This is a genomic window from Christiangramia gaetbulicola (assembly GCF_003054225.1).
GTDB classification, from domain to species: domain Bacteria; phylum Bacteroidota; class Bacteroidia; order Flavobacteriales; family Flavobacteriaceae; genus Christiangramia; species Christiangramia gaetbulicola.
In genome coordinates, this window is sequence record NZ_QBKQ01000001.1 from 172,606 (window position 1) to 198,805 (window position 26,200).

Annotated in this window: 28 protein-coding genes and 1 tRNA gene; 14 read left to right on the forward strand and 15 right to left on the reverse strand. The window is 38.9% G+C overall.

What is annotated here, in order from left to right:
- Window positions 1-3: 3 nt before the first annotated feature.
- Window positions 4-567, reverse strand: coding sequence for a DUF1599 domain-containing protein (locus tag C8P64_RS00845; RefSeq protein ID WP_108170169.1), 564 nt, complete (start codon window positions 565-567; stop codon window positions 4-6).
- A gap of 88 nt (window positions 568-655) precedes the next feature.
- Here C8P64_RS00845 and folP point away from each other — a divergent pair, with 88 nt between their 5' ends.
- A complete protein-coding gene (gene folP / locus C8P64_RS00850; RefSeq protein ID WP_108170170.1) occupies window positions 656-1,480 on the forward strand; it encodes a dihydropteroate synthase in 825 nt (274 codons plus the stop codon).
- Window positions 1,481-1,517: 37 nt separating this feature from the next.
- Window positions 1,518-2,291, forward strand: a complete 774-nt coding sequence (gene cdaA, locus C8P64_RS00855) for a diadenylate cyclase CdaA (protein ID WP_108170171.1) — start codon at window positions 1,518-1,520, stop codon at window positions 2,289-2,291.
- A gap of 6 nt (window positions 2,292-2,297) precedes the next feature.
- Here cdaA and C8P64_RS00860 read toward each other — a convergent pair whose 3' ends face one another.
- Both C8P64_RS00860 and truA read right to left on the reverse strand, forming a co-directional pair.
- Window positions 2,298-4,064: an ABC transporter ATP-binding protein gene (locus tag C8P64_RS00860; protein WP_108170172.1), complete on the reverse strand. Its 1,767-nt coding sequence runs from the start codon at window positions 4,062-4,064 to the stop codon at window positions 2,298-2,300.
- The gene (gene truA, locus C8P64_RS00865) at window positions 4,065-4,808 is read right to left on the reverse strand and encodes a tRNA pseudouridine(38-40) synthase TruA (protein WP_170106616.1); all 744 of its coding nucleotides are present in this window, start codon (window positions 4,806-4,808) and stop codon (window positions 4,065-4,067) included.
- Between the two features lie 111 nt (window positions 4,809-4,919).
- Between truA and C8P64_RS00870 the strand changes: the two genes are divergently transcribed.
- The gene (locus C8P64_RS00870; RefSeq protein ID WP_108170174.1) at window positions 4,920-5,408 is read left to right on the forward strand and encodes a metallophosphoesterase family protein; all 489 of its coding nucleotides are present in this window, start codon (window positions 4,920-4,922) and stop codon (window positions 5,406-5,408) included.
- Between the two features lie 135 nt (window positions 5,409-5,543).
- Here the strand turns inward: C8P64_RS00870 and C8P64_RS00875 are convergent, their stop codons facing one another.
- Window positions 5,544-5,954 carry a DUF4293 domain-containing protein gene (locus C8P64_RS00875; RefSeq protein WP_108170175.1) on the reverse strand — a complete coding sequence of 137 codons (411 nt, stop codon included), beginning with the start codon at window positions 5,952-5,954 and terminating at the stop codon, window positions 5,544-5,546.
- A gap of 192 nt (window positions 5,955-6,146) precedes the next feature.
- Here C8P64_RS00875 and rho point away from each other — a divergent pair, with 192 nt between their 5' ends.
- Window positions 6,147-7,835, forward strand: coding sequence for a transcription termination factor Rho (gene rho, locus C8P64_RS00880; RefSeq protein WP_108170176.1), 1,689 nt, complete (start codon window positions 6,147-6,149; stop codon window positions 7,833-7,835).
- Between the two features lie 352 nt (window positions 7,836-8,187).
- Here the strand turns inward: rho and C8P64_RS00890 are convergent.
- Together C8P64_RS00890 and C8P64_RS00895 are read right to left on the reverse strand one after the other, a co-directional pair.
- Window positions 8,188-8,260 (reverse strand) — tRNA-Gly (locus C8P64_RS00890).
- 47 nt (window positions 8,261-8,307) lie between these two features.
- Window positions 8,308-8,760: a GNAT family N-acetyltransferase gene (locus C8P64_RS00895; protein WP_108170178.1), complete on the reverse strand. Its 453-nt coding sequence runs from the start codon at window positions 8,758-8,760 to the stop codon at window positions 8,308-8,310.
- 47 nt (window positions 8,761-8,807) lie between these two features.
- Here C8P64_RS00895 and C8P64_RS00900 point away from each other — a divergent pair, with 47 nt between their 5' ends.
- Genes C8P64_RS00900 through C8P64_RS00910 form a run of 3 tightly spaced genes read left to right on the forward strand, consistent with a single transcriptional unit; the run spans window position 8,808 to window position 11,309 of the window.
- Entirely contained in the window at window positions 8,808-9,359 is a 552-nt protein-coding gene (locus tag C8P64_RS00900) for a ClpP family protease (RefSeq protein ID WP_108170179.1), read from the forward strand.
- Between the two features lie 2 nt (window positions 9,360-9,361).
- Window positions 9,362-9,646, forward strand: coding sequence for a GNAT family N-acetyltransferase (locus C8P64_RS00905; protein WP_108170180.1), 285 nt, complete (start codon window positions 9,362-9,364; stop codon window positions 9,644-9,646).
- Window positions 9,647-9,677: 31 nt separating this feature from the next.
- The gene (locus C8P64_RS00910) at window positions 9,678-11,309 is read left to right on the forward strand and encodes a L,D-transpeptidase family protein (protein WP_108170181.1); all 1,632 of its coding nucleotides are present in this window, start codon (window positions 9,678-9,680) and stop codon (window positions 11,307-11,309) included.
- A 1-nt stretch (window position 11,310) separates the two neighbouring features.
- Here C8P64_RS00910 and C8P64_RS00915 read toward each other — a convergent pair whose 3' ends face one another.
- Window positions 11,311-12,048: a murein L,D-transpeptidase catalytic domain family protein gene (locus C8P64_RS00915; RefSeq protein ID WP_108170182.1), complete on the reverse strand. Its 738-nt coding sequence runs from the start codon at window positions 12,046-12,048 to the stop codon at window positions 11,311-11,313.
- Between the two features lie 515 nt (window positions 12,049-12,563).
- Between C8P64_RS00915 and gpmI the strand changes: the two genes are divergently transcribed.
- From gpmI to C8P64_RS00945, 6 genes are read left to right on the forward strand one after another with little or no spacing between them, the layout of a single operon-like run.
- Window positions 12,564-14,081: a 2,3-bisphosphoglycerate-independent phosphoglycerate mutase gene (gpmI, locus tag C8P64_RS00920; RefSeq protein WP_108170183.1), complete on the forward strand. Its 1,518-nt coding sequence runs from the start codon at window positions 12,564-12,566 to the stop codon at window positions 14,079-14,081.
- 5 nt (window positions 14,082-14,086) lie between these two features.
- On the forward strand, window positions 14,087-14,644 hold the full coding sequence (locus tag C8P64_RS00925; RefSeq protein WP_108170184.1) for a TlpA family protein disulfide reductase: 558 nt from the start codon (window positions 14,087-14,089) through the stop codon (window positions 14,642-14,644).
- A 51-nt stretch (window positions 14,645-14,695) separates the two neighbouring features.
- Window positions 14,696-15,100: a BT0820 family HAD-type phosphatase gene (locus tag C8P64_RS00930; RefSeq protein ID WP_108170185.1), complete on the forward strand. Its 405-nt coding sequence runs from the start codon at window positions 14,696-14,698 to the stop codon at window positions 15,098-15,100.
- Between the two features lie 3 nt (window positions 15,101-15,103).
- Window positions 15,104-15,919 carry a type I methionyl aminopeptidase gene (gene map / locus C8P64_RS00935; RefSeq protein WP_108170186.1) on the forward strand — a complete coding sequence of 272 codons (816 nt, stop codon included), beginning with the start codon at window positions 15,104-15,106 and terminating at the stop codon, window positions 15,917-15,919.
- Window positions 15,912-16,475 carry an HNH endonuclease gene (locus tag C8P64_RS00940; RefSeq protein WP_108170187.1) on the forward strand — a complete coding sequence of 188 codons (564 nt, stop codon included), beginning with the start codon at window positions 15,912-15,914 and terminating at the stop codon, window positions 16,473-16,475. Before map ends, C8P64_RS00940 begins: the two co-directional genes overlap by 8 nt.
- Before the next feature lie 3 nt (window positions 16,476-16,478).
- Window positions 16,479-17,243, forward strand: coding sequence for a class I SAM-dependent methyltransferase (locus C8P64_RS00945; RefSeq protein WP_108170188.1), 765 nt, complete (start codon window positions 16,479-16,481; stop codon window positions 17,241-17,243).
- Here the strand turns inward: C8P64_RS00945 and C8P64_RS00950 are convergent, their stop codons facing one another.
- The 8 genes from C8P64_RS00950 to C8P64_RS00985 all read right to left on the reverse strand — a co-directional run bounded on the left by C8P64_RS00950 (window position 17,244) and on the right by C8P64_RS00985 (window position 24,780).
- Window positions 17,244-18,257, reverse strand: a complete 1,014-nt coding sequence (locus tag C8P64_RS00950; RefSeq protein ID WP_108170189.1) for an FAD:protein FMN transferase — start codon at window positions 18,255-18,257, stop codon at window positions 17,244-17,246.
- 3 nt (window positions 18,258-18,260) lie between these two features.
- Window positions 18,261-18,617 carry a Na(+)-translocating NADH-quinone reductase subunit F gene (locus C8P64_RS00955; RefSeq protein ID WP_108170190.1) on the reverse strand — a complete coding sequence of 119 codons (357 nt, stop codon included), beginning with the start codon at window positions 18,615-18,617 and terminating at the stop codon, window positions 18,261-18,263.
- A 178-nt stretch (window positions 18,618-18,795) separates the two neighbouring features.
- Entirely contained in the window at window positions 18,796-20,082 is a 1,287-nt protein-coding gene (gene nqrF, locus C8P64_RS00960) for an NADH:ubiquinone reductase (Na(+)-transporting) subunit F (RefSeq protein ID WP_108170191.1), read from the reverse strand.
- 15 nt (window positions 20,083-20,097) lie between these two features.
- Window positions 20,098-20,712 (reverse strand): NADH:ubiquinone reductase (Na(+)-transporting) subunit E, encoded by a 615-nt coding sequence (gene nqrE, locus C8P64_RS00965; protein ID WP_108170192.1) that lies wholly within the window; start codon window positions 20,710-20,712, stop codon window positions 20,098-20,100.
- A gap of 27 nt (window positions 20,713-20,739) precedes the next feature.
- Entirely contained in the window at window positions 20,740-21,486 is a 747-nt protein-coding gene (locus C8P64_RS00970; protein ID WP_108170193.1) for an NADH:ubiquinone reductase (Na(+)-transporting) subunit D, read from the reverse strand.
- Between the two features lie 2 nt (window positions 21,487-21,488).
- Window positions 21,489-22,232 carry a Na(+)-translocating NADH-quinone reductase subunit C gene (locus C8P64_RS00975; protein WP_108170194.1) on the reverse strand — a complete coding sequence of 248 codons (744 nt, stop codon included), beginning with the start codon at window positions 22,230-22,232 and terminating at the stop codon, window positions 21,489-21,491.
- A gap of 2 nt (window positions 22,233-22,234) precedes the next feature.
- Window positions 22,235-23,422 (reverse strand): NADH:ubiquinone reductase (Na(+)-transporting) subunit B, encoded by a 1,188-nt coding sequence (locus tag C8P64_RS00980; RefSeq protein ID WP_108170195.1) that lies wholly within the window; start codon window positions 23,420-23,422, stop codon window positions 22,235-22,237.
- Between the two features lie 14 nt (window positions 23,423-23,436).
- Window positions 23,437-24,780, reverse strand: a complete 1,344-nt coding sequence (locus C8P64_RS00985) for a Na(+)-translocating NADH-quinone reductase subunit A (RefSeq protein ID WP_108170196.1) — start codon at window positions 24,778-24,780, stop codon at window positions 23,437-23,439.
- A 160-nt stretch (window positions 24,781-24,940) separates the two neighbouring features.
- Here C8P64_RS00985 and C8P64_RS00990 point away from each other — a divergent pair, with 160 nt between their 5' ends.
- Window positions 24,941-26,194: a type IX secretion system plug protein gene (locus C8P64_RS00990; protein ID WP_108170197.1), complete on the forward strand. Its 1,254-nt coding sequence runs from the start codon at window positions 24,941-24,943 to the stop codon at window positions 26,192-26,194.
- Window positions 26,195-26,200: the final 6 nt, after the last annotated feature.

Below are 26,200 nucleotides of genomic sequence, written 5' to 3' on the forward strand. Positions count from 1 at the left end.
GTATTATTTTTTATCTGCCGTTTTTTCTTCAGCTTCGCTAAAATGGATCATAGCGAATACCGAGTAATTGATCATATCCTGGTAATTAGCATCTATACCTTCGCTTACCAGTGTTTTGCCTTTGTTATCTTCAATCTGCTTAACACGTAATAACTTTTGAATAATAAGATCTGTTAGAGAGCTTATACGCATATCACGCCAGGCTTCACCATAGTCATGGTTTTTATTCATCATCAACTCCTTGGTCTCCTGTATCTTTTCGTCATATAATTTGATGGCATCCTCCGGAGAGAGATCTGGCTGAACCGCAATTCCCTTTTCCAGTTGAATTAGCGCCATTACAGAATAATTAATGATCCCTATAAATTCAGATTTTTCATCCTCATCTACTTTTCTCACTTCGCTTTCCTGTAACTGGCGAATCCTCTGGGCTTTGATAAATATCTGGTCGGTGAGTGACGGCAACCTTAAAATTCTCCAGGCACAGCCATAATCTTTCATTTTATTTAGAAACAAACTGCGGCAACTCGCGATCACCGCGTCGTATTGTTTTGAGGTATCCTGCATGAAGTAGATGTAATTTGCGTAAATTTCGGGCAAATATTTCAGATAGTCAAAGTTAATTTCCCGGCTATCAAAAAACCTAAATTACAATATGTTTATCAACTGCAAAGGAAATCTTATTGATCTCGCTCAGCCAAAAGTCATGGGCATTATTAATATCACCCCAGATTCCTTTTACAGCGGAAGCCGTTCTAATACCGAAAAGGAGATCCTTACCAATGCTGAAAAATTGCTTCAGGAAGGAGCCACTTTTCTCGATCTTGGAGCCTATAGTTCCAGACCGGGAGCAGATGATATTTCGATTGAAGAGGAGCTCGGAAGAATGATGCCCGCCATCGAGATGATCCTGAAGGAATTTCCGGAAGCTGTTCTTTCGATCGATACTTTCAGATCTGAAGTTGCCGAAAAAAGCATTCAGGCTGGCGCTGCAATTATCAATGATATTTCCGCAGGGAAACTGGATGAAAAAATGATGCCGGTAATTGCCAGATACCAGGTTCCTTATATTATGATGCACATGAAGGGAACTCCGCAGACCATGAAAGAACTTAATCAATATGATGATCTTACCGCTGATGTTCTTTTTTATTTTTCAGAAAGAATCAGGGCGGCAAGGAAGCTTGGCATCAATGACCTTATTGTGGATCCGGGTTTCGGTTTTGCGAAAAACATAGCTCAGAATTTTGATCTGTTATCTAAACTGGAACTCTTTAAAAACCTTGAACTTCCTTTACTGGTTGGAGTTTCCAGGAAAAGCATGATCTGGAAATCACTAGACATTACTGCCAGTGAAGCCCTGAATGGCACCACTGTTCTTAACACTGCTGCCCTGCTGAAAGGTGCAGACATATTGCGAGTTCATGATGTTAAGGAAGCCATGGAATGCATCAAATTAACCCGTGAATTGATAAACTAATTTTAGTTTTTCTATTTTTACATAAAACCCCCGCAATTTGGACATCATAGATCTTCGAATTCTCGATATCCTGGATATTGTTTTTGTAGCCCTGCTACTTTACTATGTTTATAAACTTGTTCGCGGTACCGCGGCAGTGAATATTTTCATCGGTATTGTGGTCATCTACCTCGCCTGGCTGCTTACCCAGTTATTGCAAATGGAATTACTAAGCAGTGTGCTTGGTGAGTTTATCGGGGTTGGAGTTTTCGCGCTCATCGTAGTTTTCCAACAGGAGATCAGGAAATTCCTATTGATGATAGGATCTACTAATTTCACTCAAAAGGGAAGATTTTTCAGAAGTTTTAAATTCAGCAGGGATGATTTTGAAACCAAGATAGATATAGATGCGATCATCAATGCTTGCGAAGCTATGGGCAAGACCTATACGGGAGCCTTAATGGTTATACAAAAGAACAATAAACTGGATTTTGTAAAGAATACCGGGGATAAAATGAAAATTGAGCTAAACCAGCCCATAATAGAGTCTATCTTCTTTAAGAACAGTCCGCTTCACGATGGGGCGATGATCATTGAAGAAAATAAGATCACCGCAACTAGGGTAATTTTACCGGTTTCCAATGATCGCTCCATCCCTTTAAGATTCGGATTAAGACATAGAGCAGCAGTAGGTATTACTGAAAAAACTGATGCCCTGGCACTAATCGTAAGTGAGGAGACCGGGCAGACATCTTATGTTAGGGATGGCCAGTTCGTAATGTTCGAAACTCTTGACGAGTTAAAAGAAAAATTAAAAGAAGATCTTAGCTAAGTTCCTTTATAAAGCCTCTTCAGCCTTAAACTGCACTTCATATAGCTTTCTGTAATAACCATCGGTCTTTTTGAGGAGTTCCTTATGGTTACCAATCTCAACGATCTGCCCCTGATCCATCACAATAATCTTATCGGCCTTTTTGATGGTAGCAAGTCTGTGCGCGATCACAATAGAAGTACGCCCCTCGGTGATCTTATCTGTAGCATCCTGTATCAACTGCTCGCTGTACGAGTCTACCGAAGAAGTAGCCTCATCCAGAACAAGAATACTCGGGTTGCTTACAAAAGCTCTCAGGAATGAGATCAATTGTCGCTGGCCAGAGGATAACATCGCGCCCCTTTCTTTCACATTATAATAATAACCATTAGGCAATGTACTTATGAATTCATGTATCCCGATACGTTTTGCTGCCGCGATCACGTCTTCATCGGTAATATCTGGATTATCCAGTGTAATATTATTCATGATGGTATCGGCAAAAAGAAAGACATTCTGCAACACCACCGCTATCTGAGCCCGTAGAGATCTAAGTTTTATATCCTTAATATCGGTTCCATCAACCAGAATAGAGCCGATGTCTATCTCATAAAACCTACTTAGAAGATTGATGATCGTGGATTTACCGGCACCGGTAGCCCCAACGATCGCGACGGTTTCCCCTTCCTGAACTTTAAAGGAAATTCCTTTTAAAACCTCTTCATCATCTACGTAACTAAAGCGAACGTCTTTAAATTCGATCTCACCTTTTAGATTGTCGATTTCAATGGTTCCTTTATCTTCTATACTGGCTTCGGTATCAAGAATTCCAAATACCCTGTTTGCAGCAACCATACCCATTTGCAGAGTGTTGAATTTATCTGCGATCTGCCTCAATGGCCTGAAAAGCATTTGAGAAAGCTCAATAAAAGCTACAATAATACCAAGAGACATCTCGTCACCGGCAACCACTCTAAGACCACCAAACCAAACGATAAGACCAATAGTTATGGAAGTAGACATTTCAGCGATCGGGAAAAATATAGAGTTATACCAAACCGTTTTCACCCATGCTTTACGGTGCTTATCGTTAATATCCTTAAAATTGGCATATTCGGTCTTCTCCCTGGTAAAAAGCTGAACGATCTTCATCCCGGTAATTCTCTCCTGCACGAAAGTGTTCAGATTTGCCACCTGTGTTCTCACCTCTTCAAAGGCAAGCTTCATTTTCTTCTGAAAAACACGCGTAGCATAGAGAATGAATGGAAGTACGGTTAAGACCAGCAGGGTCAATTCCCAGCTTTTATAGAACATTACCCCTAATACCACCAGCATCTTAAGCAGGTCGCTAATGATCATGAACAAGCCCTGACTAAAAATACTTGATATAGTTTCGATATCACTTACCGCCCGGGTTACCAATCTTCCCACAGCAGACTTGTCATAATACTTCATTTTGAAGCCAAGCATATGCTCGAACAGTTTTACCCGTATATCGCGCACAACGCCTAAACCAAGCCAGTTTGCATAATAAATAAAGCAGAACTGAAAAACCACTTCTAGAACGAGCACCCCAAGCATGAGGCTTACGTAATAAATAAGGCTTTCAAAATCTGAATTCATTAGAGCCTTGTCTATGGTTTCCTGCAACAGGATAGGCCTAAGTACAGCAAACAGTGAGACAAGTATAGCCGCAATACCAACGAAATAAAAGATTCGCTTATAAGGATTGGTATATTTAAGCAATCGCTTAAACAGATCCATATCGAACGCATTTCCCGTCTTTGTTGCCATTTAATCTATTCTGATGTTATCAGGATATTCTATCCTGGTTAAATATAATCCGTGAGCCGGCACCGAAGTTCCCGCCATTCCCCTATCCTTACTTTCTATAACTTCATGAATATGGGATACAGGATATTTATTCTGTCCTATTTCTACAAGTGTTCCAACTACCGCCCGAACCATATTCCTTAGAAATCTGTCGGCAGTAATATGAAAAACCAACTTATTATCTTCTACTTTCCAAACGGCATGATCTATTCTACAATTGTATGTTTTCACATCTGTCCTGCTCTTGGAGAAACTTTTAAAGTTGGTATATTTTTTTAAAATAGCGGCCGCTTCGTTCATTTTTTCAACATCCAGTTCATACTTTAGAAACCAGGCAAAATCCCTGCTAAAGGCATCTTTCTCCTGAACTATATGATATTCATAACTCCTGGAGGTCGCATCAAACCTGGCATGCGAATCTTCCCTAACTAGAAATATCTCTGAGATCGCCACATCTTTTGGAAGCATAGAATTAAGTTTATACTTCAATAATGCCGTATCCACTTCTGAATTATCAAAATGCGCGAACATTTGTTTGGCATGCACCCCGGCATCTGTTCGCCCGGCACCAACGATATCGATCTTAGAACGAAGAACCTTACTAAGGTTTTCTTCCAGAACCTCCTGTACACTTATAGAATCAGGTTGATTTTGCCAACCATGATAAGCTTTTCCAAAATATGAGAGTTCTATAAAATACCTCAAGCTCCGCTTTATTTTTATATTAGCGAAATGCAAAGATAAGGCAATTATAACAAGGAGAAAGGCTTTGCGAAGCCATCCTTTGTTAAACGAATTTTAAATCTGAATCCAATTTTGAAAAAGATACTTCTCCTTAGTGACACTCATGGACATATGGATGACCGCATCCTGCATTATGCAAAAGAAGCAGATGAATTATGGCATGCCGGGGACATTGGCAGCCTTGAGGTTACCGATAAACTTGAAGCTGTAAAACCTTTGAAGGCAGTTTATGGAAATATAGATAATGCTGAAATAAGAAAAGAATTTCCGCTGAACAATAGATTTATGTGCGAAGAAATCGATGTCTGGATCACTCATATTGGTGGATACCCGGGAAGATATTCTCCGGCAGTAAAGGAAGAAATAAGGAAGAATCCACCAAAAATTTTCATCTCTGGGCATTCCCATATTCTAAAGGTGATGAACGATAAAAACCTGAACCTTTTGCACATGAATCCGGGCGCTGCCGGCAAACAGGGTTTTCATAAGAAAAGGACCATGCTAAGATTCAAAATAGATGGCAAGAACATAAGTGATCTTGAGGTAATTGAACTGGAATAGTTCTTTTGATTAAGCTTAACCGATAGTTTTTATAATTTAAAGCTAATCTTCAACATTTGCTTTATTTGAAGAATTAAAAAACCCGAAGCTTTCACTTCGGGTTTTTCACGCACTAATACTACTAAGATGATAGGCTTATCGTAATCGGTCAACAGATTTTACGAGATCTTCGTCCTTTTTGATGGCTTTATTCGCCAAAACAATAAAAACGATAGAAATAATAGGAAGAAACATCCCAATACCCTTCTCTGAAATATCCATCTCTCCAGGTAAAGTTAGAGACCAATAAACAAACACTCCTAGTAAAAAAAGGTTCAATATTATATTTAGACGCCCCAGTACGAACTGGAGTTTTCTATTTTTAAACATAAAGATACTCACCAGTGAAATTGCCGCCGATGCTATGTACATTCCAAAAGCGATCAATACATCAATAGCATATACAGACTCACCGGCATTATTTTCCCAAAGTGGAAATACAAATATAAGGCCTGCAGCGATAATCGCAGCTATAAGTAGGTAAACAGTTTGTATTCTTTGAAGCATATTTCTTACTGTTGCGGCACAAAAATAAAAGATTCTTTTTAGAATTACAGTCTAAAAGTTTAAAATAAAGTTGTATTATTGCAATAACATTTCGTAACCCATTCAACGTTGGTTACTTAAGTCTCCAAACTTTTTGTTCTTCCTCGAGAAGTTTTTTAAATCAATCCAAACAAAAATTATTTTAACGCATACATGTTTGAAATTTCAGAATTAAAAGCTAAAAAGCTTCCTGAACTTAAGGAAATCGCTGAAACGCTGAATGTTCCTAAGTACAAGACTTTAAAAAAACTAGATTTGGTGTATCAGATTCTGGACTACCAGGCATCGAATCCTAACAAAGTGAAAGAAGTTCTCACAGAGGACAACAACCAGGAACAGGCGAAACCAAAGCCAGCCAAAAAAGTAGGTAGCGAAAAAAGACCTCCAAGATCTTCTGCTTCCGAAAAAACCCCTCAATCTAAGCCTTCAGGAAAAGACTCCAGTCATTCTTCAAAAAAAGATGACTCCAGGAAATCTCCTGCACCTAAAGGAAATAGCAAGGATAGAAACCAGGGCAACAAAAAAGATACTCGCAGTCGCAACGATAACAGAAATGATAATCGTAACGACAATAGAAATGATAATCGCAACGACAACAGGAACGACAATCGCAACGATAACAGAAATGATAATCGTAACGATAACCGTAATGACAATCGTAACGACAACAAAAAGAATAATGGAAACCGCGATAACAGGAATCGTTACCGCGAGCCAGATTACGAATTCGACGCGATCATAGAAAGTGAAGGAGTTCTTGACATCATGCAGGATAACTATGGTTTCCTGAGATCATCAGACTACAACTACCTTACTTCTCCAGATGATATTTATGTATCCCAGTCACAAATAAGACTTTTTGGACTTAAGACCGGAGATACTGTACAGGGACAAATTAGACCTCCTAAAGAAGGAGAGAAATATTTCCCACTTATTAAGATCAATAAGATCAATGGTCTGGACCCACAAGTGGTAAGAGACCGTGTTTCTTTTGAACACCTAACTCCATTGTTCCCTAAAGATAAATTCACTCTAGCCGAAAAGCAGAGCTCTATCTCTACAAGGGTAATGGATCTATTCGCACCTATTGGTAAAGGACAACGTGGAATGATCGTTTCCCAGCCAAAGACAGGTAAGACCATGCTGCTTAAGGATATCGCCAATGCAATTGCGGCGAACCATCCTGAGGTTTATCAGATCGTGCTACTTATCGATGAAAGACCTGAAGAGGTTACCGATATGCAGCGTAATGTAAAAGGTGAAGTTGTTGCTTCAACCTTCGACAAAGAAGCACACGAGCACGTAAGAGTTGCGAATATAGTATTAGAAAAAGCTAAACGTTTGGTAGAATGCGGTCACGATGTAGTAATACTTCTTGACTCTATCACCAGGCTTGCGAGAGCCTACAACACTGTTCAACCTGCCAGCGGTAAGGTATTGAGTGGTGGTGTGGATGCTAACGCTTTACATAAACCAAAAAGATTCTTTGGTGCTGCCCGTAATATCGAAAACGGAGGTTCGTTATCTATTATAGCGACTGCGCTTACTGAAACCGGTTCTAAAATGGATGAAGTGATCTTCGAAGAATTTAAAGGTACCGGTAACATGGAGCTTCAATTAGACAGAAGAATCTCTAATAGAAGAATATTCCCTGCGATAGACCTTGTTTCTTCAAGCACACGTAGAGATGACCTTCTTTTAGATGATACAACGATACAGCGTATGTGGGTACTAAGAAAGTATCTTGCAGACATGAATCCTGTAGAAGCTATGGAATTCATTAACGAAAAAATCAAAAGCACCAGGAATAACGAAGAGTTTTTAATCTCTATGAACGGTTAAAATATTTAGATCCCTACTTATAAAAAGCCGGTTGCAATTTGCTACGGGCTTTTTTATTGAATCATTTTAAATTCCTCAAAATTAAAAACCTAAAAAAAGCTCCATCATTCGATGAAGCTTTTAGAGCGGGAGACCGGGCACCCTTCGACTTCGCTCAGGACAGGCTTCTCACCCTCTATTCTTCTCCACTAAACTTCAGACATAAAAAAAAGCTCCATCTTTCGATGAAGCTTTTAGAGCGGGAGACCGGGTTCCCTTCGACTTCGCTCAGGACAGGCTTCTCACCCTCTATTCTTCTCAACACTAAACTTCAGACATAAAAAAAAGCTCCATCTTTCGATGAAGCTTTTAGAGCGGGAGACCGGGTTCGAACCGGCGACATTCAGCTTGGAAGGCTGACGCTCTACCAACTGAGCTACTCCCGCCTTTCGCTGCAAATATAATCTGAAACGATTTCAAAATCCAAAAAAAATCACAGCTTTTTTAAAAAATGATATCCTCGAATTACGTATCCCAGGTTCATATAAAATTTATGAGAAGCGAAATTTTCAACATAAGAATTCAATTCCATTGTCTCACAGTCTTTTGACCTCGCATATTCATGTATGAACTCCATTAATGACTTTCCAATTCCCTTCCCCTGGAATTCATCTTCAATATAAATATGATCGGCTTCACAAGACCTGCCTGCATAATGACGGGTCATAAACCAGAGACCAAAAACTCCAATGAGCTTATTTTGATGATAAATACCGAAACATTCGTAATTCTGATCGAACATTTCCAGCAGGCGCTGCCTCAATAATTCCTCTGATGGTGGCTGCTTATGTAGTTTCTTGAGATAGGGTAAAACTTTGGCAGAATCTTCTTTTAAAATCTTGTTAAATGCCACTTCCATCGTTCTGTTTTCTGCTAAAATAGTCATATTTTTAGCTTCGACTTACAAACCGAAAATACTCTTAAACATATTTCATGAAAAATAAAACCGGAAAGATCCAGGACTTAATAGATATAAAATTATTAGAAGAAAGAAAGATCTACATGTGGGGAGAAGTGAGTGACAAATCTGCCAAATATGTGATCGACAGGCTGGAATACCTTGACCTTGAAGGTGAAGGTGAAATTCAGTTATTCATCAATAGCCCAGGTGGATATGTAACCGATGGATTTGCGATTTATGATACTATAATGAGCTTAACTTCACCAGTTTCTACTATCTGTACTGGTCTGGCGGCTTCTATGGGATCTATTTTACTATCAGCAGGTAAAAAAGGAAGAAGATTTATTCAACCTCATGCAAAAGTAATGATCCACCAGCCTAGTGGTGGTGCCAGAGGTCAGGCTTCGAATATCGAGATCGCAGCCAACGAGATCCTAAAAACAAAACATCTTAGTGCCGAGATCCTTGCTGAGAACTGCGGCCAGACCGTGGAAAAAGTTCTTAAGGACTTTAACCGCGATTACTGGATGGACGCAAAAGAATCTATGGATTATGGTATCGTAGACGGTATCTATAAGAGATAAGCATGGAAATCAAACATAAGGAGAATAACAGCCGCGGAATGTTCTATATCGAAAACGAAAAAGGACTTATCGGTGAGCTGACCTATCATAAAAGCGGAGATAACATTCTCACTATAGACCATACCGAGGTTAAACGTGAGATGGAAAACCAAGGTATAGGCTCTAAACTTATTGCCAAAAGTGTGGAATACGCGAGGGAAAACAATTTAAAGATCGATCCCCTCTGCCCTTTCGCCGAAGTGAAATTCGACCAGAATGAGTCTTACTCAGATGTGAGAGTTTCTTAGTATTACTTCACCACAAGAACTAAATTTAAACATGCGCTGCCCCTCTTTATTATTTACACTATGTTTTCTGCTATTGTTTAGCAGTTGTAAGAATGATAAAGAGGAGCCGGGCATTGAAGAGCGCAATGAGGTTGAAGAAATTGCGCAACTTACCGATGCAGATGAAATTGAAGATTTCTTTGACGACATCCAGGAAGAACCTGCAGTCATTTATCATCCCAAAGAGATCCTGGAATTCTACCAGGAAAATGATTTTGAACCCGTTTGGACCAACCGTGAATTAAGAGAAGACCTTTTCAGAAATATTGAAAGTATTGAAGATGAAGGCCTGTTCTTTGAAGATTATCATGGAGAAAAGATCCAAGAGCTACTTTCTTCCCTTAATAGCAATTCTGAAGAAGAAAACAACCTACTAGAAATTCTGCTTACCGATGCTTTTTTCCAGTTGTCTAATCACCTTGCTACCGGTAAACTTAACCCCAAGGAGATCTATGAGATCTGGGGCACTCCTTTAAATGAAATAAATCTAAAAGAGTCTTTAAGATCTGCCATTGCTAATGAAGATATAAGTGAAGCTCTGGAAGCTTTAAAGCCTAAGCATATTGTTTATCAGGGTTTAAAAAATGCCTTGAGAGAGTTTAAAAAAACAGACTGGAGAAATGCTCCGGCAACCAGAATAAGCACCGGGAAGTTGATAAAACCAGGAGAATCTGATGACCGCATGTTCTCCATCACAAAAAGACTGTCTGAACTTGGCCACTATCAAGGCCAAATTGATTCCACGAACACGAAGTACAATGAGAGTATTCAGAATGCCTTAAAGGAATTCCAGAAGGAACATGACTTGCAGATCGATGGATTACTTGGAAATACAACTATCAAAAACTTAAATTATACCAAGGAAGACAGGTTACACCAGATCCTTATAAATCTTGAAAGATGGCGCTGGTATCCAAGAGATCTTGGAGAACATTATATCATTGTAAATATTCCAAATTACGAACTTACCGTAGTTAAGGATGGAGATACCATCAGAACCCACAAGACCATGGTGGGAACTGAAGTTAGAAAAACACCAGTATTTTCTGATGAAATAGGCTACATCATTTACAATCCAACCTGGACCATTCCACCAACCATTAAAAAGAATGATGTGATCCCGGGAGCATCCAGGGATATTAATTATTTAAAAAAGAAAAACATCAAGATCTATGATGGTTCGGGAAAAGTTGTAGATCCTTCAGAGGTAGACTGGAATTCATCCAAGGTAAAATCTTATACCTATCGTCAGCCGGCAGGTCCAACAAATCCGCTAGGGGTTGTTAAGATCATCTATCCTAACGAATATATGATCTATTTACATGATACTCCTTCAAAAAAATTATTTGAAAATAATGCGAGGGCTCAAAGTTCGGGATGTGTGAGGGTTGAAGATGCTCTTGGCCTGGCCGGGTATTTATTGAGCGATCAGGACAAGTATGATCAAGATAAGATCGATGAAATATTAAAGTCTGGTAAAACCACAGAAATCAAGGTCACCCAGAACGTGAAAGTTCATCATTTTTACTGGACCGCATTCCAAAAAAAAGATACCATCAAATATATTGATGATATCTATGATCTTGATCAAAAGCTCTGGAATCTTCTAAAACCGGAAGCTTAATTTATACGCTTAAATAATCTGAATTCTCAAGGTAGTTCTTGTCATTCTTGTGAATGTAGACTACAGACTTTCCTTTAATCTTATGAATAAGTTCCTTGGCGATCTTATTTGGAACCGCAGGACAACCATAACTTCTTCCAAGCCTACCTACTCTTTTAATAAAATCTGGTTCAGCATAATCTGCTCCATGAATCACTACATAGCGCTCTCGGGCATTGGAATTGAAACCTTTTTCCATACCATCTATAAAAAGTGACAACCCATTTTTCCCGTAATAAGTTTCACCGGTAACATAAAAACCTAAAGAACTTTTATGGGAATTCTGTTTATTAGAAAAATTTTCAGCAAACTCTCCACCGGTATTCTGACCATGTGCCACATAGGTATTAAAGATCACTTCCTGGGTTTCCATATTCAGGATCCACATTCTTTTTTTGGTTGAGGAAAGATTAAAATCGATTACTGTTAGCAGGGGATTTGAAATTCTTCCGGCATCATCGAGCTTCATATAACCACTAATGGCCTTTTCAAAAACAGGCAATTGGGGCATTGTGGAATTTTTCAGGGAAAATGTTTCATATAATTCTACAACTTTCGCCTCAAAGGATTTCTCAACTTCAAGTTCAGAAGAAAGCTCTTCATTTATTCCGGAACCTTTAGAGTTGTTGATCTCAGCGGTGCTACTAAAAGCAAATGAGAAAATTAAAACTCCAACAACAGTAAGGATTCTATACTTCATATAAATTATGTTTTTTAAGTTCTGTTAATAAAAACCAAAAGCCCTGCCAACATACAAAATTTCAAAACTAATCTGCAAAAAAGCCAAAATTTAACATTCATGAGCCTTATTATACTCAAAATGAGCTCTATAATAAAGTTTTCAGGCGTGATATGTAAACGCAGAAAAGCAGATATTATTCTTTGATTTTAAAATTTATATGTTAAAAATTTAAGTCATCAGTGATTTCGATTACAGAATGTAATGTTAAAACCCCTGAAAGAGTGAAGAGTAGTGTATTTCAACGCTATACAAAAAATCTGGATCTGGAAGTAGACCAGCATCGATTTCGTAAAATACTTTCACAATAATCAAACATTATAAGTGTGTATTAAATGGATCGCATTCAAGAAAAATCATTCTAGAGAGAATGATTGTTATAGATCAATATGAATAGATTTAATAAAACATTATACCGTGTTGCTCTGGCATTACATTCAATTGTTTTTATCTTTAACACCAAATTATTTTAACAGATGAACAAGAAAGTCCTTTTAATGATATTGGATGGTTGGGGAATCACTCAAAATGAAGAAGTTTCGGCAATTGCAAAGGCCAAAACACCCTTTATGGACTCCCTGCCAAAGAAGTTTCCTCATGCTACTTTGAGAACCGACGGTATGAATGTTGGTCTTCCTGAAGGGCAGATGGGAAATTCTGAAGTTGGACATATGAATCTTGGCGCTGGCCGTATAGTTTATCAGGACCTGGTGAAGATCAATATGGCGGTGGAAAAAGACACCCTTATTGACGAGCCGGTGCTGGAAGAAGCATTCAGCTATGCTGTAAAAAATAATAAGCCAGTCCATTTCATGGGACTATTAAGTGATGGTGGCGTTCATTCCCATATTAAACATTTGAAAGGCTTGCTTTCTGCAGCCGAAAAATTAGGCGTAAAACAAAAATATGTACACGCCTTTACCGATGGTCGTGATGTAGATCCACATTCTGGAAAGGGATTTATTGAAGACCTTTTACCGCATCTTGAGAAAACAAATTCTAAACTTGCTTCGGTAATTGGAAGGTATTATGCCATGGACCGTGACAAACGCTGGGAAAGAGTAAAACTGGCCTATGACCTTATCGTAAAAGGTAAGGGAAAAGAAACTACAGATGCCCTGGCTTCTATCCAGGAGAGCTATGATAAAAATGTAAGTGACGAATTCATCAAACCAATTGTATTAACCGGTGATGATGGTAAACCTGTGGCTACATTGAATGAAAAAGATGTGGTCATTTATTTCAATTTCAGAACAGACAGAGGGAGACAACTTACCCAGGCTTTATCCCAGGATGATTTCCCTGAGTATGACATGAAGAAATTAGCGCTGTACTATGTAACAATGACCAAGTATGACGACAGGTTCGAAAATATAAATGTGATATTCAAAAAATCTAATATCAAAGCCACCCTTGGCGAGGTATTGGAATATGAAGGAAAAAAACAAATCAGGATCGCTGAGACCGAAAAGTATCCTCATGTTACCTTTTTCTTTTCAGGAGGCCGTGAAGAACCTTTTGATGGAGAGAAAAGGATCATGTGCAATTCCCCTAAAGTTGCCACTTATGACCTTCAGCCCGAAATGAGTGCTTTTGAAATAAAGGATAAGATCGTTCATGAAATCGATAAGGAATCTGCAGATTTCATCTGTTTGAATTTCGCAAATCCAGACATGGTTGGTCATACCGGAGATTTTGATGCGGCGGTTAAGGCATGCGAGACCGTAGACACCTGCGCCAAAGCAGTAGCTGAAAAAGCTTATGACCATGGATACTCCGTCATAATTATTGCCGACCATGGTAATAGTGAAGTCATGAAAAATCCTGATGGCAGCCCGAATACAGCACATACAACCAATCCGGTACCATTGATCCTTATGGATAAGGATGTAAAAAGTATTAAAGATGGTAAGTTAGGAAACATTGCTCCGACAGTTTTAAAACTTATGGGTATTACCCAACCAGATTTAATGACCGAAGACCCATTAATCTAAATGCTATGAATAAATTTTTGATCGTACTGGCAGCTTTAACCATAAGCTGCGGAAATACTGTAAGAAAAACGAACATCGAAAAATCTTCAACAGACCAGATTGAAGAAGCAGATCTTCAAAAAGATATACTCTTAGGGAATTTTGAAAAGAAAGATCTACAGCAGAAACCATTTTCACAATGGTTTGAACCGAGATATGACAAATTTTCTCCACAAACTGCAGAGATGGAAACCATCAAAGAGAACATTGGGGATTATGAAATAAAAGTTCTTATGGGTACCTGGTGTGGAGATAGCAAAAGAGAAGTACCAAAATTGATCAAAATACTGGACCAGGCAGATTATAATTACAACAATGTAGAGATGGTTGCGGTAGACTATGATAAAAAGACTCCTTCTAAGATCGAAGAAGAATTGAATGTCCACAGGGTGCCAACCATTATTTTCTATAAAGATGGTAAGGAAGTGAACAGATTTGTAGAGTATTCTCAAGGGGAGAGTATAGAAGAGGATATCGCTAAAATAGTTAGTGGGAAAAAGTACAAAGATTCCTACACAGACTAACTTATAGCCGAGCTTAATACATAAATTAGAAAATATTAACTAATTTCGCATATGCCCAATTCTCTAACCTTAGCAGTTGATTTTGACGGGACTATAGTAGAGAACAGATTTCCTGAAATAGGAAAACCTATACTTTTTGCTTTTGAGTCCCTTAAAAAATTACAGGATGAAGGTCACCGAATTATTTTATGGACCTATCGTCATGGTGAACGACTTGAAGAAGCTATAAAATTCTGTGAAAAGAACGGATTACATTTTTACGCTGTAAATAAAAGCTACCCAGAAGAAGAGTTCGATGGGACAATTAGTAGAAAGATTCTCGCAGATATTTTTATTGATGACCGTAATCTTGGAGGAATGAAAGGCTGGGGAGAAATTTTCCAGAGCCTGAGCAACGAGAGACCAGGCAGAGAAAAAAAGAAAAAAAGATCCGGTTTATTCGGAAGATTGAAATAAAATATGATAATACCTAAATCCAGAGAAGAGATAGAATTAATGCGTGAAAGCGCACTGATAGTTTCAAAAACTTTAGGCATGCTTGCTCCTGAGATCAAACCGGGAGTAACCACTTTGCAACTGGATAAATTAGCCGAAGAGTTTATTAGAGATCACGACGCTGTACCAGGATTCCTGGGACTGTATGATTTCCCTAATTCTCTTTGTATGAGCCCAAATGCCCAGGTAGTTCATGGAATACCTAATGACACCCCTTTAAAGGAAGGTGATATTATTTCTATAGACTGCGGGGCCATAAAAAATGGTTTCTATGGTGACCACGCGTACACCTTTGAGGTTGGAGAGGTCGCGCCAGAAGTTAAAAAGCTTCTGGATGTTACTAAAGAATCACTTTATGTGGGTATCAGAGAATTTAAGGCAGGTAACCGTGTGGGTGATGTTGGCTATGCCATACAGAAATACACCGAAGATCATGGTTATGGTGTGGTAAGAGAGCTTGTAGGCCATGGCCTTGGCAGAACCATGCATGAAGATCCTGAAATGCCTAATTATGGTAAAAGAGGTCGGGGAAAGAAATTTGTTGAAGGGATGGTCGTTGCTATAGAACCCATGATCAATATGGGAACTAAAAGAATCAAGCAATTACCTGACGGATGGACAATACTTACTGCCGATAATAAGCCAAGTGCACATTTTGAACATAATGTAGCCCTTGTTGACGGCAAACCCGAATTACTATCTACGTTTAAATACATTTATGAATCCTTAAATATTAAATCCAAAGAAGAAGACGAATTTAGAGCAAAAGTTTATGATTAAAAGTTACAGACAGGAAACATGGAAAACCCTACACTATGATTCCTGGGAAGACCGCTTTGTCTACAAGGTCTCAAATTTCGGAAGAATGATCAGTTATCTGAAAAATCCCGAAGGAGACTTAATGAAAGGCGGAAAAGTAGGTGGATATTTAAACTTCGCGGTAAAATTGAAGAATGGAAAACATAAGACGTATTACATTCATCGCATTATTGCTGAAATGTTTTTAGAGAAAAAAGAAGGCGATCAGTACGTGATCCACAAAAACTTTGTGAAGAACGACAACCGCGTTTCTAATTTGGCATGGGCCACCAAAGACGAATGGGTCCAACATCAATACGACAGTCCTAAGGTAAAGGAGAACAAAAAGAAGAGGAAGCTTAGAAAAGTCACTTCTTACTCCAAGTTAACTTACGCACAGGCTGTTATTCTTAAGAAAAAACTTTTAGATCCTGAAAGAAAAACCCGTATCAGGGTACTTGCAAAGCAGTTCGGAGTTTCCGAAATGCAATTGTACCGTATCAAATCGGGTGAGAACTGGGGAGATATCGAAGTATAGAGAATGAGTAATCTTTTTAAACTGGCCTTAAATTCAATTCCCAGGCCTGTTCTTATTAGAATGAGTTACCTGGTAAGGCCGTTTTTAAAGATTTATCTTAAAGGCTCAAGATATACCGATCCTATTGATGGGAGCGGTTTCAGGAAGTTTTTACCTTATGGTTACGAAAATCAGCGGGAAAATGTTCTTTCCCCCTCTACCCTTTCGTTAGAAAGGCATAGACTTCTATGGCTTTATCTGAAAAATGAAACCGAATTCTTCAATAAGAAATTAAAGGTTCTACACTTTGCCCCGGAACAGGCTTTCTATAAGCGTTTCAGGAAACTTTCAAATCTTGATTATACAACTACAGATCTCAATTCTCCCTTAGCAGATGTTAAGGCTGATATTTGTGATCTGCCCTTTGAAAGTGAAAGTTTCGATTTTATTTTATGCAATCACGTGCTGGAACATATTCCTGATGACAAAAAGGCCATGCAGGAATTATACAGGATCTTAAAGCCGGGTGGGACGGCTATCCTGCAAATACCACAGGAATTAGACAGAGCCGAGACTTTCCAGGACGATTCTATTACAGATCCTAAAGAGCGGGCTAAGATTTTTGGGCAGTATGATCACGTGCGGGTTTACGGAAGGGACTACTTCGATAAATTACGCACTATAGGGTTTGAAGTTGAAGAAGTAGATTACACTTCAAATTTACCCCAGACCGAAATTGATAAATACAGGCTCGCTAAGGGAGAGATCATCCCGGTTTGCCATAAGTAGTTATTCGAGGATATTCTTTTTAAAACCTGTTGACTGGAAAACTTCCATTTCACCATCTTCAGAAGAATACATGATATAAACCTCTACGCCCTTAAGTTCGTTAAGAACCTCCTGAGTTCTTTCCAGACCTAAGGCCATAAATGCAGTGGCATAACCATCAGCCAGCATACAATTCTCTGCTATAACCGAGGCGCTTAACAAATTACTTCTTTCAGCCTTTCCTGTTTTAGGGTTAATGGTATGAACGTATTTCTGTCCCGTAATGGAATCTACCCGGAATTTCCTATAATTCCCAGAAGTGGCCATCGCGGCATTGGACAATTTCACCTTAGCCTGAAGTTTCCTATTTCCCTCCTGCTGGTTTGGATCGTCGATACCTACCACCCATTCAGCATCATTTTCCAGATTTTTACCCCTGGCTCTTAATTCACCACCAAGTTCTATGAGGTAATTTTCAATATTATTGGATTCCAGATATTCACCAATTACGTCTATAGTATAACCCTTGGCAATGGCATTAAAATCAAGATAAACTGCAGGATCTTCTTTCCTTATCTTATTATCATCGGTTAATCTTACTTTATCGAAACCCACCAGGTTTCTTAAAGAATCAAGTGTTTCCGGCTCAAGCTTATTAAGCGGTTTTCCAGGACCAAATCCATAAGCATTCACAAGAACACCCACGGTAGGATCGAAAAAGCCATCGGTCTCCTTATAGATCTTGTTAGAGGCATTGAACACCGCCTCAAAGTTCTCATCAACCTTTACCGTAGTATCCCCGCGGTTTATTCGTGAAATATCAGACTTGGTGATATAAGTACTCATGGAAGAATTGATCTCATCCATGATGCTATCCAATGATTTTTCAAACTGGAGTTCGTTATTAGAAAAGTAACGAACCATGTATGTTGTACCTAAGGCTTCCCCGGTATATTCATGACTGCTCACCTCTGTAGATTGGGTGCATGAAATTAAAGTAAGGGTAAATAAAAGTAATAGGGAGATCTTTTTCATTATCTAAAATTCTTTCCAACCAGAGTAATTCACAATATAATCTTCATCACTCGTGATAGGTTTTTCATAATCGCTTGAATTGGCAAGGCCAACCCCGGCATAAAAGGTTCTGGCGTTGAACTTTTGAGCATGCTCTTTTATTTCCTTCATAAAGGCCGGATCAAAGGCAGCGGGATCATCTGGATACTCAATTGCCCGCACGATCACGAAATGAAGCTTAGACTCCTTTAAAGCGACGAATTGTGGGTTTCTTTTGAGTTTACTATTAACTCCTAGAAACTCATAACCATTATCCTCAAGGTCCTTCCCCACGATATTCATGGCGAGATTATGCAATTCCTGTTTATTTAATTTCGGCATGAGATAAAGATAAAAATAAGATGTCTAAAATAGATTATCGTTAGGCTGAATCTGTTTCAGCCATTCAAATTAAAACGATTGAGATCCTGAAATACTCCCGAATCCTCGGGCCAGGATGCCTTATTTTATATTTTAAGATTAAAGCAAAAAAAATCCCGCCGAAGCGGGATTGTTATTATTATCCTCCAAAGTCATCAAATCTGATATTCTCTGGCGGAATTCCGAAGTCCTCGCCCATTTTCTGAACGGCTTTGTTCATCAATGGAGGTCCACAGAAGTATAATTCAATTTCTTCCGGTTCTTCGTGATGTGATAAATAGTTATCTATTACCACCTGGTGAATGAATCCTACGAATCCATCCCCTTCATCATCAAGACTGGATTTCACTTTCCAGTTATCTTCTTCCATCGGCTCAGAAAGTGCCAGATAGAATTTGAAGTTAGGGAAATCTCTTTCTAATGCTCTAAAGTGTTCTGTATAGAAAAGCTCACGCTTAGATCTACCACCATACCAGTAAGTTACTTTTCTACCGGTTTTTAATGTTCTGAACAGATGATATAGGTGAGATCTCATTGGTGCCATTCCGGCTCCACCTCCAACGTAAAGCATTTCTGCATCACTTTCGTTGATAAAGAATTCACCATAAGGTCCTGAAATCACTACTTTATCTCCTTTTTTCAGACTGAAGATGTAAGAAGAAGCAACCCCTGGGTTTACGTCCATCCATCCGTCTTTAGCTCTATCCCATGGCGGAGTAGCGATACGTACGTTCAGCATGATCTCTCGCCCTTCTGCAGGGTAAGAAGCCATAGAGTAAGCTCTTTCTACAGTCTCCGGGTTTTTCATAACCAAAGGCCATAATTTGAACTTATCCCACTCTGCCTGGAACTTATCTGGAGTTTCATGTTCTTCCGGGTGAGCAGTGATATCCATATCTTCGAATTTCACCTCACACTTAGGAACTTCAATCTGAATATAACCTCCAGCTTTATAGTCCATATCTTCAGGAATCTCAACTACGAATTCCTTAATAAAAGAAGCTACGTTGTAATTTCTAACAACCGTGGCATCCCATTTTTTAATTCCGAAGACTTCTTCAGGAATGGTGATCTTCATATCCTGCTTAACCTTCACCTGGCAACCAAGTCTCCATCCGTCTGCGATCTCTTTTCTGGTAAAGTGAGGCTCTTCTGTTGGAAGAATCGCTCCACCACCTTCCTGGACGATACACTTACACTGGATACAGGTTCCACCTCCACCACAGGCAGAAGGAAGGAAAAGTTTATTGTCTCCTAGAGTTGAAAGTAAAGTTCCACCAGAACCTACTTCGATATCTTTTTCATTATTAACATTAATAGTCACTGGTCCTGATGGGGACAATTTCGCCTTGGCTCCTAAAAGGATAGAAACCAATAACAAAATAAGAACTAAGAATACTACTACACTCGCTATTATAACTGTCATAATCTTTTTTTTCGATTATAATTTAATTCCCATGAAACTCATAAATCCTAGTGCCATTAAGCCGGTAATGATAAAGGTAATACCAAGACCTTTTAATGGAGCCGGAACGTTTGAGTATGCAATTTTTTCTCTAATGGCCGCAATTGCAAGAATTGCAAGGAACCATCCTACTCCACTTCCTAAACCGTAGGTAATAGCTTCAGTTATTCCACCAAAATCCTTTTGCTGCATAAACAGTGAACCACCAAGGATGGCACAGTTTACCGCGATAAGAGGAAGGAAGATACCCAAAGCACCATAAAGTGCAGGAGCGAATTTCTCAACGATCATTTCAACAAGCTGAACCATAGAAGCAATAACAGCGATGAACATGATAAAACTTAGGAAACTAAGGTCTATCTCTGCATACTCTGCTCCTAACCAACTAAGAGCTCCCGGTTTCAACAGGTAATTATCAAGTAAAAAGTTAATTGGTACAGTGATCGCCAATACAAAGATCACGGCAGCACCTAAACCAACAGCTGTTTTTACAGTTTTTGATACCGCCAGGTAGGAACACATTCCCAAAAAGTAGGCGAATATCATATTTTCAATGAAAATACTTCTTACAAATAGATTAACTAATTCCATTTTTTATACTTTTTTGCTGTTCAGCTATTAGTTTTCTTCGATTAGTTTACGATTTCTTGCGCGTTGTACCCAGATAATAACTCCTACCACGATAAGAGCCATAGGGGATAACAACATAAGACCGTTGTTTTCATAACCAAACGCATATAGTCCGGTTGATTCTGCAAGCGTAGCACCTTTATGACCAAGAACTTCAAATCCGAATAATTTACCCGAACCTAAAAGCTCTCTAAAGAAAGCAACGATGATAAGGATCAAACCATATCCTGCCGCGTTCCCGATACCATCAAGGAAAGATTTGTAAACTCCGTTACCTAAGGCAAAAGCTTCCAGACGTCCCATCACGATACAGTTGGTAATAATAAGACCAACGAATACCGATAATTGTTTACTAACATCAAAAGCATAAGCTTTTAGAACCTCACTTACCAGAATTACAAGTGAAGCTACTACCACTAACTGCACGATAATACGAATACGGCTAGGGATAAGGTTACGCAACATAGAAATGATCATGTTACTAAAAGCCATTACCACCATTACCGCGATCGCCATTACGATTGCCGGTTCTAGCTGAACTGTAATCGCCAATGCAGAACAGATACCTAGTACCTGTACCGTAATCGGGTTGTTATCATCTAAAGGATCTGATAATAATTTTCTATTCCCTTTGGAAAGAAAATGCTCTTTTTCTTCAGAATCTGAAAGAAAAAGGATCATTTCCTGTTTCTTCTCTTCCTCTTTTGCAGAGTTGAATTTTTTCTCTTTAGCCATAATTATTTTATTGCTACTTTAAAATCTTTTTGCTGCTCGAAATAAGGCAGGTAACGCTTCAGTCTTTCTGAGATCATATCTGAAACACCGTCACCGGTGATCGTCGCTCCCGAAATCGCATCCACTTTATTATCATCCTTATCTGACACGTCTATGTTTCCTTTTACAACTGAAACACCTACAAGGTTCCCGTTCTCATCGAAGATCTTTTCATCTTCAAACTTCTTTCTGAACCATTCTTTAGTGATCTCTGCTCCAAGACCAGGAGTTTCACCAAGGTGGTCAAAAGTTGCACCTTTAATAGTATTCACGTCGTCTTTAAGGGAAATATATCCGAAGATCGCATTCCAAAGTCCGTTACCTCTTAAAGGAACGATATAATATTTAGAACCTTCAACTTCTGCAACGTAAAGTGGAAATACCTGCTCTTCTACAGGCTTCTTTAACTCTTTAGCAAGGTCTACCTTAAATGCATCTACAGATTCATCTATAGTACCATCTTCTCTAATAGCAACCTCTTCAACGATATATTGATCGTAAAGCTCTTTTGCGCCATCTCTATCGGTAGTAATACCAACCGTAGAAAGGATATTTTGCATTTTCTCCTTACGGATGTTCTCTTGCTGAGTTGGTTGAAGCGAAGTAGCAGCAAATGCCAGCACCGCAGCAACTACAACTACCATGATCACGGCAAACATAAATGTATAACCGTTGCTATTTGTTTTATTTACTGATTTCTCTTCCATATCTATGCTGTTTCTACCTGAGGATTAGCATTCTTAAGTCTTTTCTTTCTTCTATTGATGTTAGATTGAACCACATAATGATCAATAGTTGGAGCAAAAACGTTCATCAATAGAATTCCTAGCATCACACCTTCTGGATATGCCGGGTTGAATACACGGATCATTACTGACAGGAATCCAACAAGGAATCCATAGATCCACTTACCTTTCATGGTTTGAGCCGCAGATACCGGATCTGTTGCCATAAACACAATACCAAAGGCAAGTCCACCAACGATCAAGTGTAAGTACCATGGGAAGTTCGTTAGATCATTCCCTTCCAGCCCCATTGAAGGAAGCGCGTTAAAGATCATTCCCATAACGGCGGCACCAATAAATGCACTCAGGATAATTCTCCAGCTACCTACTTTGGTTAGTACTAGTATCAAGGCTCCGGCAAGGATACAGATCGCAGAAGTTTCTGCAATAGATCCCGGGATCATCCCGCTAAACATATTCATTGCTGAATAGCCTACTTCATTTCCTGAAGCCAGGGTTCCAAGAATTGTTTCTCCTGAAACTGCATCCACTTCAGCTGCGTTACTTACCCATACTGTATTACCAGACATGTAAGTAGGATACGCGAAGAAAGCAAATGCACGAGCCGTTAGTGCAGGATTCAGAATATTCATTCCTGTACCACCAAAAGCTTCTTTCCCGATAAGAACCGCAAATACTACAGATAATGCCACCATCCATAAAGGAATATCTATTGGCATGATCATAGGAATAAGCAATCCTGTAACCAGGTAACCTTCGTTCACTTCGTGACCTCTAAAGATCGCGAAAGCAAATTCGATCCCAAGACCTACTGCATAAGATACAGCGATCATTGGCACTATCTTAAGAGCACCATGAATAAAGGCATCCAGAAACGGCACACCGTTCGCATATTCGGGCAACTGGTGAAGATACTGGTACCCACCATTCCACATTCCAAAGATAAGCGCTGGTACAAGTGCAAGAACCACGGTGATCATGGTTCTTTTAAGGTCCACCGCATCACGAATGTGAGCTCCTTTTTGAGTTGTATGATTAGGAGTAAAAAGGAAAGTATCCAAGGCATTGATCGCCGGAGCATACTTTTCTAATTTTTGACCCTTATTAAAAGGCTCCCTTATTTTATCTAATCTTTGTCTAATCCATTCCATAGTTCTTCAGCTTTTTAACCTACTTCAGTGATCATTAAATCCAGACCTAATCTAATTACTTCCTGAATCTCTATTTTAGAAGTATTCACGTATTCTACCAGGGCAAAATCTTCAGGTGCTACTTCATAGATCCCAAGATTTTCCATTTTTTCGATATCACCGGCCATACATGCTTTTATAAGCTGCATAGGGTAAATATCCATTGGCAGAACCTCTTCCATTTCTCCGGTAACAACTAAAGCACGCTCTTCACCATTTAAATTGGTAGTTGGCTTATACTTTCTATTAGGGAATAACCAGGATAAAGAAGTATGTGAATTTGAATGAATGTTATTGTAGGTAAAAGGCAACCAACCAAACATTCTGTAATTATTACCTTCAGGAATAAGGGTCACTTCATTTTCGAAGAAACCTACATATTGATTATTAGAAAGTTTAGTACCAGTAAGAACGTCACCAGAGATAATTCTAACGTCATCTGAAGCCAGACCAATTAAGTCCGCCACATTTAAACCAATAGTTCCCTGATAGTACTTTCTATCTTTAGCTTCACTACCAGCTACTGCGATGGTGCGATCTGCATGATACTCTCCGGTTAAGAACACATTCCCAATAATGGCAACATCTTCCACTCCAACGGTCCAAACTTTCTCTCCTCTGTTAATAGGATCGATCTTATGAATTTGAACTCCAACATTACCTGCCGGGTGAGCTCCATTTACGTGATGCAATTCAACTCCTTTAATATTCTTTAAATATTGAGCTGAACTATCATCTACAGAAAGGTGAACTTTTCCAGGAGTTAATTTCTTAAGGGCGTTGATCCCTTCCTGAAACGCTTCAACCTTATCCTTTATAATGAAACCTTTATCGGCTGCAAGAGGCGCAGTAGTAACCGCTGAAATAAAGATAGCTTTTGGAGTGTCTTTAGGATCTGCAACAATATCATAAGGTCGCTGATAAATAAAAGCACCACAACCGCTTTCAAGAATTCTTTCCTTCACATCTTTAGCGTCTGCTTTAGATGCATCCATTTTACCGAATTCACGGTAAGCATCTTGAGAGTCTGCCTCAATGATCACTTCAAGGATTCTTCTTTTATCCCCTCTTTTAATTTCTTTAAGAACACCGCTTACAGGTGTAGTAAAGCGAATTTCGTCTGTATATTTTGAATAGAAAATCTCATCACCGGCAAGAAGCTTCGCTCCTTCTTTTACAACCATTTTAGGTACAACAGTGTGAAAATCTGGCGGTTTGATCGCGTAAGTCTTGGATCTCGGAGCCTTTACAAGCTCTTTTTCCGCCTCCCCTTCTAATCGCAGAGATAATCCTCTTTTAATTCGAATGTCTTTTGACATAGGATGGAGTGTATGTTAAAATTTTTAGTTTAAAGTCGTGCAAATTTATGAATTTTCAGTCCATTTATCCCAACAATTATTAGAATTTTACTTTGGTCAACTGTTAAAATAAATTCCCGCAAAATGCTTATTTCTATTAACTTTGTCTATTATAATTTATATGAGAGCCTTTCTATTTTTTCTAATTCTTGGAGGAATTACTTTCTCAGCCTATTCTCAGCAACAGGAAGAAACCTCCCCACCATCGTTCATAAGAACCATTATTTTCCAGGGCGGAACTCAGGAAAATGAAGGCAATCCCGCCATAAGATTAGGCAGTAGTCTCAGGCTAAGTTTCGACGATATCATTGGAGATGAAGCAGATTATTACTATACCATAGAACATTTTAATTTCGACTGGACTCCAAGCCAGCTTAGCAAAAATGAATACCTGGAGGGCTTTGATAACGTGAGGATCATGAATTTCACTAATGCCCTGAACACCTTACAGCCATATACCCATTACGAGCTTAGTATTCCAAATAATAATGTAAAGCAATTAAAGGTTTCCGGTAATTATATTTTAAGCATTTATAATAGTAACCGTGAACTTGTATTTTCCAGAAAGTTCATGGTTTATGAACCACTAGCGCAGGTTAGCGCTGAGATCAAAAGATCCCGGGACCTTAATTTCATAGACGAGAAGCAGGTGGTCAATTTCAGTATCAATTCACCAGACCTGCTGCTTAAAAATCCGGAACAGAATGTAATGGTAACTGTTGTTCAAAACAACAATTTAAAACTGGCTATTAAAGATCTTAAACCCCAGTATACCATAGCCAACGAGCTAATTTACAGGTATGATTCTGAATCTTCTTTCTGGGGAGGTAACGAATTTCTTCAGTTCGATAATAAGGAATTAAGGGTAACCACTTCAGATATTTCTAGTGTTGAACTTGAGGATCTTTACCATCATTATTTATTCCTGGATTTCACCAGGAAGAATGAACCTTACACCTATAACCCCGATATCAATGGTGGTTTTGTGATAAGAAATATGCAGGCACAGAATTCTGATATCGAAGCCGAATATGTCTGGGTGCATTTTCGATTGAAGAATTATGATTTCGTAGAAAATTCTGAGATCCATCTGTATGGTGGATTCAATAATTTTGAACTGGACAAAAGTACTTTGCTCAACTATAATGAAGTTACGGGCTATTATGAAGGAGCCCGTTTATTTAAGCAGGGTTATTATAATTACAAATATGTTTTGCTCACAGATGACGGTGCTATCGACGACGGATTCATAAGTGGAAATTTTGATGAGACAGAGAATCTATATAGCATTTTTGTCTATTATCGTACGCCCGGAGCCAGGTATGATAGAATGATTGGTGTTGGATATGCAAATTCTCAAAATATTCGAAACTAATACCTT

Excerpts from the sequence above, each read along its gene's own strand:
- C8P64_RS00845 (WP_108170169.1), bottom strand. The coding sequence starts at position 567 with ATGCAGGATACCTCAAAACAATACGACGCGGTGATCGCGAGTTGCCGC.
- folP (WP_108170170.1), top strand. The coding sequence starts at position 656 with ATGTTTATCAACTGCAAAGGAAATCTTATTGATCTCGCTCAGCCAAAA.
- C8P64_RS00860 (WP_108170172.1), bottom strand. The coding sequence starts at position 4,064 with ATGGCAACAAAGACGGGAAATGCGTTCGATATGGATCTGTTTAAGCGA.
- C8P64_RS00875 (WP_108170175.1), bottom strand. The coding sequence starts at position 5,954 with ATGCTTCAAAGAATACAAACTGTTTACCTACTTATAGCTGCGATTATC.
- rho (WP_108170176.1), top strand. The coding sequence starts at position 6,147 with ATGTTTGAAATTTCAGAATTAAAAGCTAAAAAGCTTCCTGAACTTAAG.
- C8P64_RS00895 (WP_108170178.1), bottom strand. The coding sequence starts at position 8,760 with ATGACTATTTTAGCAGAAAACAGAACGATGGAAGTGGCATTTAACAAG.
- C8P64_RS00900 (WP_108170179.1), top strand. The coding sequence starts at position 8,808 with ATGAAAAATAAAACCGGAAAGATCCAGGACTTAATAGATATAAAATTA.
- C8P64_RS00905 (WP_108170180.1), top strand. The coding sequence starts at position 9,362 with ATGGAAATCAAACATAAGGAGAATAACAGCCGCGGAATGTTCTATATC.
- C8P64_RS00910 (WP_108170181.1), top strand. The coding sequence starts at position 9,678 with ATGCGCTGCCCCTCTTTATTATTTACACTATGTTTTCTGCTATTGTTT.
- C8P64_RS00915 (WP_108170182.1), bottom strand. The coding sequence starts at position 12,048 with ATGAAGTATAGAATCCTTACTGTTGTTGGAGTTTTAATTTTCTCATTT.
- gpmI (WP_108170183.1), top strand. The coding sequence starts at position 12,564 with ATGAACAAGAAAGTCCTTTTAATGATATTGGATGGTTGGGGAATCACT.
- C8P64_RS00925 (WP_108170184.1), top strand. The coding sequence starts at position 14,087 with ATGAATAAATTTTTGATCGTACTGGCAGCTTTAACCATAAGCTGCGGA.
- C8P64_RS00930 (WP_108170185.1), top strand. The coding sequence starts at position 14,696 with ATGCCCAATTCTCTAACCTTAGCAGTTGATTTTGACGGGACTATAGTA.
- map (WP_108170186.1), top strand. The coding sequence starts at position 15,104 with ATGATAATACCTAAATCCAGAGAAGAGATAGAATTAATGCGTGAAAGC.
- C8P64_RS00940 (WP_108170187.1), top strand. The coding sequence starts at position 15,912 with ATGATTAAAAGTTACAGACAGGAAACATGGAAAACCCTACACTATGAT.
- C8P64_RS00945 (WP_108170188.1), top strand. The coding sequence starts at position 16,479 with ATGAGTAATCTTTTTAAACTGGCCTTAAATTCAATTCCCAGGCCTGTT.
- C8P64_RS00950 (WP_108170189.1), bottom strand. The coding sequence starts at position 18,257 with ATGAAAAAGATCTCCCTATTACTTTTATTTACCCTTACTTTAATTTCA.
- C8P64_RS00955 (WP_108170190.1), bottom strand. The coding sequence starts at position 18,617 with ATGCCGAAATTAAATAAACAGGAATTGCATAATCTCGCCATGAATATC.
- nqrF (WP_108170191.1), bottom strand. The coding sequence starts at position 20,082 with ATGACAGTTATAATAGCGAGTGTAGTAGTATTCTTAGTTCTTATTTTG.
- nqrE (WP_108170192.1), bottom strand. The coding sequence starts at position 20,712 with ATGGAATTAGTTAATCTATTTGTAAGAAGTATTTTCATTGAAAATATG.
- C8P64_RS00970 (WP_108170193.1), bottom strand. The coding sequence starts at position 21,486 with ATGGCTAAAGAGAAAAAATTCAACTCTGCAAAAGAGGAAGAGAAGAAA.
- C8P64_RS00975 (WP_108170194.1), bottom strand. The coding sequence starts at position 22,232 with ATGGAAGAGAAATCAGTAAATAAAACAAATAGCAACGGTTATACATTT.
- C8P64_RS00980 (WP_108170195.1), bottom strand. The coding sequence starts at position 23,422 with ATGGAATGGATTAGACAAAGATTAGATAAAATAAGGGAGCCTTTTAAT.
- C8P64_RS00985 (WP_108170196.1), bottom strand. The coding sequence starts at position 24,780 with ATGTCAAAAGACATTCGAATTAAAAGAGGATTATCTCTGCGATTAGAA.
- C8P64_RS00990 (WP_108170197.1), top strand. The coding sequence starts at position 24,941 with ATGAGAGCCTTTCTATTTTTTCTAATTCTTGGAGGAATTACTTTCTCA.